This is a genomic window from Erwinia sp. V90_4 (genome assembly GCF_029967685.1).
Classification (GTDB): domain Bacteria; phylum Pseudomonadota; class Gammaproteobacteria; order Enterobacterales; family Enterobacteriaceae; genus Erwinia; species Erwinia aphidicola.
The window spans coordinates 1-10,085 of the sequence record NZ_JASCAQ010000005.1 but is presented as its reverse complement, the minus strand read 5'-3'; the positions used below and the strand labels follow the sequence as shown (position 1 = coordinate 10,085).

Genomic DNA, 10,085 nt, shown 5'->3' with positions numbered 1-10,085 from the left:
TGCTGCTGGAAAGCCACGGGCTGCACTGCCCGCTGCCGCTGTCGGGCAGCGTGCGGCAGCAGTTGTTTCCCGAATACTGCTTCGCCCTCGATGACCGCCGTGAGAAGAAACGGGCACTGTCCATGCACGCGGCGGCCCGGCGTGAAGCCAGCCAGGCGGCGCGGGAGTACATGCTGCTGCAGGGACGGGCAGGGCAGGCGGCGGCTGAGCTGAACTTCTGCACGCCGTTGACGGCCAGCGCGTGGTACAGCCGGTGGGAAGACCTGCCTGACGAGCTGCTCGAAGGGGCATTCTGGCGGTGGCAAAAACGGTTTCCTTCGCTTAAGCGCCTTCTGCCACTTGAAGGTATGGGCAATCCCCTCTGGTTCGTGATCGGCGCCCTGAACGACGGTAACAGCCATACTCCCGACTGGCTTAGCTCGCTGGAAACTAACTTCAGTCAAAACCGTCTGAGGCTAATAACTCAGGATGAAATGATGAAAAAATCTCCATAAAAGTGTGACTTTGTGTCACTCTATGGTATTATAAGTGTGACAAAGTTACACACTGGAGGCGATATGTCAGTAACCCGATTACGGCAACAGGGCGGTGCTGTGGTGTTAACCATTCCAAGCGACATCGCGGCAAAGGCGGGATGGAGTGTAGGCACCCTGCTCGATGTGACTGCGGATGGCGAAGCCGTGAGCATTAAGCCATCAGGCCGCATGGCGAGGGGAAGTAAAACACTCTCGCAGCTGCTACAGGGGATCGACGAGGAAGAGATCCGCCAGTTTAATCAGGACATCAGTGACGGCCTGAATGATGAGCCGCAGGGCAGGGAGGCGATCTGATGGTATCAAGGAAGGTGCCACAGAAAGGCGAAATCTGGCACGTCAATGGCGACCCCGTCGAGGGAAGGGAGTTCAGGGGACCGCATTATTATCTTGTCATTTCACCGCGTGAGCTGGTCGCTGCCCTGGGAACCGCCGTATGCGTCCCGGTCACGAGCGGAGGAGCAGCAGCCCGCTCGAAGGCCGTCACGGTATACCTGGACGGGGACAGTACCGACAACGGGAAAGTGATAGGCGTGGCATTATGCTATCAGCTGCGCTCCCTCGATTTGACCGCCCGCAGGGCCAGCTATGCGGCTAAAGTAGAGCCGCATATCATGGATGAGATCCTTTCAATGGTTGTGGACCTGATTGACCCACGTTAAAACTGAATCAGCTGGCCTGCATAGCAGGCAGCTGTCTTTCAGGACCGTTAAGGATGATTTTTTTATTCTTTTATTATGTAAACTGCCGTGCAGGCAAACTATTAAAATCAATTGATAACCATACAGGATGTCATCATGAAAAATATAAGCCAGGCCGCTAGTTTTATTGCAATTCAGACTGCTGCCCGCAGTATAGGAATGGACGTCATTACCGGTGCGACGCTGTTCGAACTGTGGAAAGACGATCGCTATAAGGGCGGCTATCCCACGCTGGAAATGTTAGCACAGGAGGTCAGCCTGCATCTTTCAATGGCTGCTGATGCCGCCGCAGAATGGGCCAGCCAGTTTGAGCAGGTCAGAACAACGCTGGAAAATCAGGGCGCCACTGAAGCCGCCGTCCTTCGTCATAGTGAAGTCATTGGCCTTTGCACCAATGCCGCCGGGCGGGGTAAATCAATCCAGCTGGCCAATGCCGTGACCAATGACGGCAGGCCGCTGAACACTCACAATCTTGAGATATCCCGTTCTAAACAAAAACTGAAAGCGGCGCAGCTTAAATCACAGTTCACGGCCAGAATTTATGATGGAGAGATTTTCTATGTCTGTCAGCACGATCCCTACTAATGACGTTTTTAAAGATTTGTGCCTCATTCTCCGGCTACATAAGGACAAGGACTATATTGAAGAACTTTTTATCAGGAAAGGGTGGGATGTAAGCCGGGCCAAAATCAACGCATGGAGTAAGCGTGCAGGGCACTTTAATCGCGACTTTCGCCCTATGCCTGAAAAGGCCTTGCGGGACTTTATCGATGCCTTGAAAGAGGAAAAACTGATTGAAGACGACCCTTCAGCAGTGTAAGTTAACAATACTGCTGAACAAGCAGCTTTGTATTGGTCAACAAAAACTGGCCACAGCTTTAGAGTTTTTCCAGAACAATCGTTCTGATTCATTCGGCGTCAAACCACCATTATACTGATGAGGTCTGAGGTGGCTATAATATCCTGTGATGTAATACGTTATTGCCGTGCTGGCTTCGCTAAAATTCGCGTAGCCATTATCCGGTACCCACTCTGTTTTCAGGCTTCTGAAGAACCGTTCCATTTGACTGTTATCCCTGCAATTTCCCCGGCGACTCAGGCTTTGCTTTGTCTGATATATCCACAATAACTGTCTGAAATTCCTGCTGGTATAGTGACTGCCTTGATCCGAGTGATACGGTAAATTAGCCAGTTTTCCCCGTGCTTCCCAGGCCATCGACAGGGATTTGTCTGTCAGTACGGAATCAGAGAAAAATGACATCGCCCAGCCAACCGGTTTACGGGAAAACAAATCAAGGACAACAGCCAGATAAGCCCAGAGTTTTCCCGTCCAGATATAAGTCACATCACCGCACCAGACCTGATGAGGCTCTGTAACAGCAAACTGGCGATCCAGATGATTAGGGATCTCAATGTTTTCTTAGACGCCTTCTTATAACGATGGCCAGGTTGCTGACAGCTGATAATATTGAGCGTTTTCATCAGCTTTTATGCCCGCCAGCGGATCAGTTTTATACCTTTGGTGGTGACAATTACGGCAATGCTTCGCGCTCCTGCTGAACCGTTACTTTCGCGATAAACTTCACGTACAAGGCTCAGTAATGCCACTCTCGTGGCGTCAGGCTTCCTGGGCTGCCGCCAGTATTTATAACTGCTGCGATGAACCCCAAACACGTTGCACACAACGGCAACAGGAAACCGCGCCCTGAGTTTCTCAACTAATGAGAATTGTTCAGGGAGTCTGACATCAAGAGCGCGGTAGCCTTTTTTAATATATCCCTGTCCATTTCAACGCGTTGAAGTCTTTTCTTCAACTCACGTATCTCAATCTGCTCAGGTGTCATGAGTGAAGCTATGGGTGATTTTCCCGCTCGCTCTTCTTTCTGTTGTCGAGCCCATTTATCCATCGTGGATTTGCCGACATTAATCGCAGTGGCAGCGGCGGCAACGGTGCAATGCTGATCGAGTACAAGCTGGGCAGCCTCGAGGCGAAACTCGGGGCTAAAATTGCGTCTGTTACGTCCGGTCATAATGTCACCTGTTTTGACTATGAGGTGATGATATCACCTCTATTCAGGTGGCCAATTCACTATGCCACTACAGTTGCGTTTTGCCGGCGCCCTGGCGGGCGTTCACGCCACAAAAATGCTCTCTGTCAGGCTGTATCAGATGGCGAGAAACCGATGGCTTCGGGCATCGGAGCTGGATTAGTGCGCTTGGAAAACGGGTCTTAGATTTAAAAAAAAAAAGCCATTTTTCCGCATCACCCCACGGCAATACTTACTACTTGGGGATATTCTTTTCCTGAATTAATGGTTAGGAAACACAAAAAGGGACGATTGATTTTCCTAACCATGACGTTTTTTCTGCCACGTGATATCGCTGAAGAGTTAAGAATATGGTGATCTGATCCTGACTACGGTAAAAAGGCCGATTTATTAAAAGACCTGATTTAAAATTTAAAAGTCAAGTGATATGCGTATGATTATTTCGAGATGCTTTTCACCGTGCATAGTTAAAACGGTTAATTGTTATGTTCAGAATAATGAAATCTAAAATTAATTTAGACTAAAATGAGCAGATGTAATAGGGCATAAGTTCTCCTGATACAAGAATGGAATCAAGGTTTATTCTATTTAAATAAATTCTTATGTGGTTATTTTCTTTGGTGTAAAATCCAGGTAACCATTTTTCGGATATATCGTCAGGAATGTTTTCTTCACGTTGTTTTTCGACTGAAGTTGATAGCCAGTCAAATTGATAACCTTCAGAGCTGCTTTTATAATCAACCATCCTGCTTACAGTGTATATTATTCCATGACTCTCATGAATTTCTCCCTTTAAATACAATGAGCCAACATTACCATTTAGATAAATCCTAGAAGACAGAACCATTTTCTGCTGATCTTTAATGAATGATAAATTACCAACGCAAATTATTTCATGAGGGGGTTTTGAGAAATAGTAAAAAACAATGGATATAAAAATTATTATGGCTACTAAAACTAGTCGAATGAGGATTTTCATATGATTTATTTCAATGTAAATATAAAGGAGGTGCAATCATCGTTCGAAGTATAGCTGAGCCTATCCTTGCAAGCAATAATAGAAACCAATTTTGCATTAGTTAAGTTTGATACGTATAAATAATTCCTTGTAGAGCAGAGTTCTTCGATAGGATGTAGTTGAGGTAGAACTAAATTATTAGAACGGTTTTGAAAGACAGTACAAGACAGATAATTACCACTTTGGTGGTATCTAAGTGGTGATTTTATAGATGGAAATGAAAAAATATATGTTAAATAAATCAAAATAAAAGATAAAGCAAAGATAAAGATAAGATCAATTTTACCTAAGGCTTGACGTTTTATTTTGGTTTTTTTTGTTTCTGGAGCGCTCGGCTCATGTAAGTAGATATCTTCATGGGTGTGAGGCGATGATGGTCCACCTTGAATTAAAAGAGAATCTTCAGGGTTAGTGGTTATTTCACAGGTCGGTGAAATATTATCAGAAAGACCATTTTCAATATTTAAAATAATAACAGATATTTTTCTTGATAAAACAAAACCTCTTCTAGGGATGGTCTCAATTAGATTGCCGTCTAGACCTATCTCAAACATTGATTTTCTCAGGTAAAAAATAGTATTGTGTAATACATTAATGCTTGATGGCATCTTAAATCTTTCCCAAGCATACGCGTAGAGTTCATTGTGTGTAACTAATTCCCCTTGCTTGTCAAGCAATAAAGCAAAACAGAATGAGGCTGAAGCTCTTAATTTAACTACTCTCTTATCATTGCCGATCGCAACGACTTTGTTCTCAGATAAAGTGAATTTAAAAGCATCATTAATTATAAATACTCTATCCATTTTAGCCTCAACCGCATGCATTAATTGTTACATTATAACATATCTATGCTCATTAGCAACAAATGTTCTTTAGTTTAAACTAAAATAATTATTAATAAGATTAAATAAAAATAAACTTTTTCTTTAGTGAGCTTCTGTCATTATATCCTAGGTCAGAAGAGATGAAGCGTTGCCCTATCACTATTTCAAAAAATTAGTCATAGGTTTTATTTTGACTTTTTGACTGACAGAGAGATTGCGGCAACTTGGTATGTATTGATCTGCATACCTGTTACGCTAATATTTAAAACTAATAACTACAGAAATCCAAAGTTTGCGAGGATTTTTTAAGCACGGGTGCAGAATAAATCATGACTTTTTTGAGGTTTATCATAAGCAGAAATTACCCCGCATTAATAATATATATTTATACATAAGAATCGAGCGCCAGATTATATGATCACCGTTTCGTTTTTTTCGTTGGTTCTCAGCTGCGCTTCATTGATTTTAGGTTCAGTCGATAAGGCTGCTATTCCTAGCACGCAAAAAGCAGAGCTGTTAAATTGCAACTGTAAAGCTGATATAAAAAAAAGAATCAGTAATTATAATCAGATTCTAACGCAAGCAAACTATTTATTTGATCTTGTTGAATATTTTAAGCCATATCCGATTGATGAGGAAATGCATTATATCTACTCTTTTGGGGGAATACATCCACATGCGCTGAAAGTGAAATTGGTAGTAAAGAGGATTATAAGAAGATTAATCTAACTATTGCGCTAGTCCCGGAGGAGGCCGGGCTTTGCCGCATTAAGGAGTTGTCAGGTAATATGCTGTTTTTATAATATATTTCCGGACAATGCCCCTACTTCAAAAAGCCTTCAGTGCCTGCATTATCCCGTCGAGATTACGCGCAGTGTGTCCGCTGGTACCTAGCGTAATCACTCAGCTTGCGTAATCTGGAGGAAATGATGGCAGAGCGTGGTATCACTGTTGATCATTCCACGTTTCACCGATGGGTCATCCGCCTTATGTCGCATCTGAATAAGGCGTTTCGCCGTCACAAACGCACAGTGGGCCGCCGGTGGCGAATGGATGAAGCCTTTATCAGAGTCAGTGGGCAGTGGAAATATCTGTAACGGGCGGTTGATACTTATGGTCAGACCATCGATTTTCTGCTGACGGCAAGCGCGTGTAAGGTGATGGTGTGTAATGAGTGTGAGAATATGTCGGCCTCGAGCTGGCGAAAGGTACAGGAGACCGTTTCCATGACTGCGGATTTTTGGATATCTGCATTGAGTCAGCGTAACGCAGTGAAGAAGTTAATGATGAATTTGTTCTGGAGAGATGACAGTGTCCACGTTTACTCCCCCCGTAGTTTACGATGCGCTGCTGCTTTTGTACCGCACGTACTGGGTGACGCACCGACACCTCCCGCGGGCATTCCGGATGACGACCGGGGAGGCTATTTTACAGGAAATCACCTACTGCATTAAGCAGGTGATACTGGCAAATCATGCGGATAAACAGGATACCAGACAGCGCAGTCAGTCAGTACAGTATCTGGGATGTACATGGGCTTCTCTTGTTGTTATCAGGGGGCTTCTCACGCTGGGGCGGGGAATGACATTTATTACTAATTGTGCTTTTATGCGGCTGACGACTTTACTGGATTCAGCCGAGAAGCAGATCACGCGCTGGCAGGGTTGGTTTATGCGCCGTGATGGGGGGACACTACATGAATAGTAATGTGCTGCTGATAGTGCTGACGGATAACAGCTGGCTGTACGCAGGGCTTGCTGCGCTGCTGCCAGAGATGGTCTGCCTGCAGGCGGGATTCTGTGCACACCGTCTGCCGCGGGAGGTCAGAAATGCGCGACGAGTCATCATTGCGGTGGACAGCCGGATACTGTTCCGGGGGGAGTGGACCGTGTTTAACGCCCTACAGGTTCTGCGGCCTGACGCCACGGCGGTCTGGCTGACGCGGGAGGATACCGGGCGGGTGTTTCCGGCCGGAAGCCGGGGAGAGCGTATTGTGCATCAGCAGCAGGACATTGTCTCGTTAAGTCTTGCCCTGAGAAGAACCTGGCAGTGGGAAGAGCCGCAAACGGGAGAGGAGCGGGTTGCAGGCTACGGCCTGACACTGACGGAGCGCCGTCTGCTGCCGTTTTTTCTGTCAGGGATGAGCGTACCGGCACTGTCGCGACTGATGGGCAGACCGGTCAAGACGCTGTATATGCACCGGCATAAAATTCTTGCGAAGACGGGATTAAGGCAACCTTTATTTTTACAGTTCGTGTATGAGCGTAACCGGGGACTGCCGGGTATTCCGGGGCTGGAGCACAAAGATTCGAAGCCACCGACAGGGGACGATGAGGATAGAGGCGAATGTACCGTATAACAGCCATCATAAACAAAGCGGGAGGCGCGCCGGTGTCATGGACGTATTATTCAGCGCGCCGGCTGACGCAGACACAGTGTGAAAATATGCTGTCGCGGGCCAGGGAAGCCGGAAAAGGGCATGGATTTCGGGTCAGGCTGACGGAGTTTTGTTGTGAGAAGGCGGAAGATGCGAGGATTATTCAGCAGGCAGTGTAACGATGCTCCGTTGACGAGGCAGAGGGCACAGCATCAGGGCTGGTCTGGGCAAAGGGCACCCGGGACAGATAAGGCACCGAAACCGCAATGCGGTGACGCTGGCCCTTTAAGGGCGCTACGTTATTAATGGGAACAGCCGAACTCGATGGAAACGCCTTTTCGGGCGGCGGCAGAAAAAGCAGTGAGCCAGTTTCAGGCTAATGCCAATGATGAACTACGATGTGAAAAGGCAGTAATCGAGGAGAGGAAAAAAAAGGTTCTGTCGCAGTAACAACGGCAAGTCAGCAGTAGCGGTGTTGACTGTTATTCATGCGGCCAAAAGATAAAATTGTTCAGATGGGGGCAATCCGTCCTCGTCCGTATGTTGATACTGCCCCTTGCGTATCATGTGTACCAGCCCAATACTCGCAAGGGCAGTCTGCGCCCGACGGAATGATTTGAATCCCTCATCAGTTTTTTCCTTCGTTTGATGTACGGTGATCCTGCTCCACAAAGTTGTTCAGGTACTTACTCTGTCTGACCCCGATGCTTTCATCTGCGTAAGCGTCACATTTATAACGTCTGTGCAGCGGACTCCGGTTCCGGGAAAATAGTGTCAATCATTTTTTAATGGGCACTATCGCGTGAAACATCGGACATGGCTCCTTGAGTTACTTCGCCTCCACTTTGAGGAAAAAATGCCACGTATTGAGGCTGGACGCCGGTGAGGCATCCCAAAACCCCCGCCTGTGGTCTCTATGTTCGTTTCAGGAAGGTCGGTCTGTCCTAGCCTTTACCGGCAGGCATCCCGAAAATCGTCCGTTCTTCCCGTAGTCCCTACTCCCTGTGAAATCACTGTCGCCCGCAAACGACCACGACGTCCCACCTTCCCCCGCGACTTCGAAGTCGCCCTGATGGCGCAGTCGATGCATCCCGGCGTCAGCGTGGCATAGCTTGCCCACGCAAATAACATTAATGACAATCTGCTGTTCAACTGGCGGCGCCTTTATCATCAGGAGCTGCTGGCAACACGGTCAGAAGTACCGGTCATGCTGCCCGTGATGCTTGCGGCTCAATCAGACCCGGAACGGAGCCATCCTCCTTCCGTTCTGAGCGACCTGCCCCGTTGCGAGCTGGTTCTTACCGCGGGCTCACGCATCTGGCTGGGGTTCTGCGCCGGAACCGCCAAAATTTCCGACATTAACTCGCAGTCATGCATCACTGAGCGCTCAGCCCCCACAGGATAGCCCAGTAAAAACGAAAGAGAGTAAGGTCGCGTGATGGCCTTCACATTCCGCACGATCCGGTTCCTGATTTTTCAACGAGGGATCAACCGATAGCGCTTTTTTGTATCTATTACAATCATCTTCCTTAAAGATACAGGTGGGATTTTTACCTTTAAGGAAGATGATTATGAAAGTAAAAATATGGACGATTTTATTTATGTCGGCGTATCTGACGGCCTGTGCCGCCCCCGGTACAGAAAAATATCAGACCATGATGGACAGCGTTACGGCAGAAAAAATAAACCAGATTATTAACTCGGATGTCATCCCTTTTTCAGGTGAAAATCACGGGGAAGTTATCAGCCGCGTGTCATCTGCTTTTCTTGGTACGCCTTACCAGGCTGATACGCTCATCGGCGGGCCCGGTACCCCCGAAGCGCTTGTCGTTAATTTCAACGGTGTGGACTGCTCTACCCTGGCAGATTACGTCGAGGCCCTGACCCGCAGCCATGACCAGAAATCGTTCCTGCATAATCTTACAGAGGTTCGTTACACCGGGGGGAACGTTGACTACCTCAGCCGCCGGCACTTCTTCTCCGACTGGTTCACCACCGCACCACGCAATGCCCGGGACGTCACGCCAGATATCAGCCATGACTATGCCGTGGCGGACAAACAGCTTAACCGTAAACCGGACGGGGGGGAGTACATCCCAGGGCTGGGCATTCATCCCCGTAAAATAAATTACATTCCTAGAAAAGCCATGAGTCAGCAGGTGCTGGACCGTCTGAAAACCGGGGATTATGTCGGCGTCTACTCTCCGCTTGAAGGGCTGGACGTTTCGCATGTGGGTATCGTGGTCCGCCACGACGGGCAGGTGTGGTTCAGGAATGCATCCTCACTGGCAGCAAACAGAAAAGTGGTGGATTCGCCGTTTCTGGAATACATGCGCGCGAAGCCGGGCATCGTCGTGCTGCGGGCCGAGTGACCCGCCCATTACCGGAGCCGCCGTATGAAAAGAATCCAGATATCGGAAGGAAAAAAGCCTCTTTGCTTGATGGTTCCCCTGCTGTTATCGGCATGCCACACCGCTCCGCACAGGCCGGGGTTAAATGACGTGGCGCCTGCCGGCAATGTGCCGGCAGAGGCTTTGTTGAATAAATCAGATTCGGGGCGAGTGTCCCTGTGGCAGGACAGATT

The 10,085-nt window shown here is 47.8% G+C and carries 11 protein-coding genes and 3 pseudogenes; 10 read left to right on the top strand and 4 right to left on the bottom strand.

Features of this window, described 5'->3' with window-relative positions:
• From QLG07_RS02195 to QLG07_RS02175, 5 genes are all read left to right on the top strand, one after another.
• A partial coding sequence (locus QLG07_RS02195) for a plasmid SOS inhibition protein A (RefSeq protein WP_282468366.1) occupies positions 1 to 494 on the top strand: 494 nt, incomplete at its 5' end.
• Between the two features lie 63 nt (positions 495 to 557).
• On the top strand, positions 558 to 830 hold the full coding sequence (locus QLG07_RS02190; RefSeq protein ID WP_062818657.1) for a hypothetical protein: 273 nt from the start codon (positions 558 to 560) through the stop codon (positions 828 to 830).
• The gene (locus QLG07_RS02185) at positions 830 to 1,195 is read left to right on the top strand and encodes a type II toxin-antitoxin system PemK/MazF family toxin (protein WP_282468365.1); all 366 of its coding nucleotides are present in this window, start codon (positions 830 to 832) and stop codon (positions 1,193 to 1,195) included. Before QLG07_RS02190 ends, QLG07_RS02185 begins: the two co-directional genes overlap by 1 nt.
• A gap of 135 nt (positions 1,196 to 1,330) precedes the next feature.
• On the top strand, positions 1,331 to 1,819 hold the full coding sequence (locus QLG07_RS02180; RefSeq protein WP_282468364.1) for a hypothetical protein: 489 nt from the start codon (positions 1,331 to 1,333) through the stop codon (positions 1,817 to 1,819).
• Positions 1,794 to 2,054: a DUF1456 family protein gene (locus tag QLG07_RS02175; protein ID WP_282468363.1), complete on the top strand. Its 261-nt coding sequence runs from the start codon at positions 1,794 to 1,796 to the stop codon at positions 2,052 to 2,054. Before QLG07_RS02180 ends, QLG07_RS02175 begins: the two co-directional genes overlap by 26 nt.
• Positions 2,055 to 2,090: 36 nt before the next feature.
• On the opposite strand, the pseudogene QLG07_RS02170 reads toward QLG07_RS02175, so the two are convergent.
• The 3 genes and pseudogenes from QLG07_RS02170 to QLG07_RS02160 all read right to left on the bottom strand — a co-directional run bounded on the left by QLG07_RS02170 (position 2,091) and on the right by QLG07_RS02160 (position 5,103).
• Positions 2,091 to 3,264, bottom strand: a pseudogene (locus QLG07_RS02170) (IS3 family transposase).
• A gap of 538 nt (positions 3,265 to 3,802) precedes the next feature.
• On the bottom strand, positions 3,803 to 4,261 hold the full coding sequence (locus QLG07_RS02165; protein WP_282468362.1) for a hypothetical protein: 459 nt from the start codon (positions 4,259 to 4,261) through the stop codon (positions 3,803 to 3,805).
• A 5-nt stretch (positions 4,262 to 4,266) separates the two neighbouring features.
• Positions 4,267 to 5,103, bottom strand: a complete 837-nt coding sequence (locus tag QLG07_RS02160; RefSeq protein WP_282468361.1) for a winged helix-turn-helix domain-containing protein — start codon at positions 5,101 to 5,103, stop codon at positions 4,267 to 4,269.
• 825 nt (positions 5,104 to 5,928) lie between these two features.
• Between QLG07_RS02160 and QLG07_RS02155 the strand changes: the two are divergent.
• From QLG07_RS02155 to QLG07_RS02145, 3 genes and pseudogenes are all read left to right on the top strand, one after another.
• Positions 5,929 to 6,218 (top strand): annotated as a pseudogene (locus tag QLG07_RS02155) (transposase); the annotation flags it as partial.
• A 602-nt stretch (positions 6,219 to 6,820) separates the two neighbouring features.
• The gene (locus QLG07_RS02150; protein ID WP_282468360.1) at positions 6,821 to 7,483 is read left to right on the top strand and encodes a transcriptional regulator; all 663 of its coding nucleotides are present in this window, start codon (positions 6,821 to 6,823) and stop codon (positions 7,481 to 7,483) included.
• Positions 7,471 to 7,680, top strand: a complete 210-nt coding sequence (locus QLG07_RS02145) for a DUF1187 family protein (RefSeq protein ID WP_282468359.1) — start codon at positions 7,471 to 7,473, stop codon at positions 7,678 to 7,680. The genes QLG07_RS02150 and QLG07_RS02145 overlap by 13 nt, the downstream gene beginning before the upstream one ends.
• A gap of 307 nt (positions 7,681 to 7,987) precedes the next feature.
• On the opposite strand, the pseudogene QLG07_RS02140 reads toward QLG07_RS02145, so the two are convergent.
• A pseudogene (locus QLG07_RS02140) lies at positions 7,988 to 8,216 on the bottom strand (DDE-type integrase/transposase/recombinase); the annotation flags it as partial.
• Between the two features lie 850 nt (positions 8,217 to 9,066).
• On the opposite strand from QLG07_RS02140, the gene QLG07_RS02135 reads away from it, so the two are divergent.
• Both QLG07_RS02135 and QLG07_RS02130 read left to right on the top strand, forming a co-directional pair.
• Positions 9,067 to 9,873 carry a DUF1460 domain-containing protein gene (locus QLG07_RS02135; protein ID WP_282468358.1) on the top strand — a complete coding sequence of 269 codons (807 nt, stop codon included), beginning with the start codon at positions 9,067 to 9,069 and terminating at the stop codon, positions 9,871 to 9,873.
• A 24-nt stretch (positions 9,874 to 9,897) separates the two neighbouring features.
• On the top strand, positions 9,898 to 10,085 hold a 188-nt coding region (locus tag QLG07_RS02130), incomplete at its 3' end, for a hypothetical protein (RefSeq protein ID WP_282468357.1).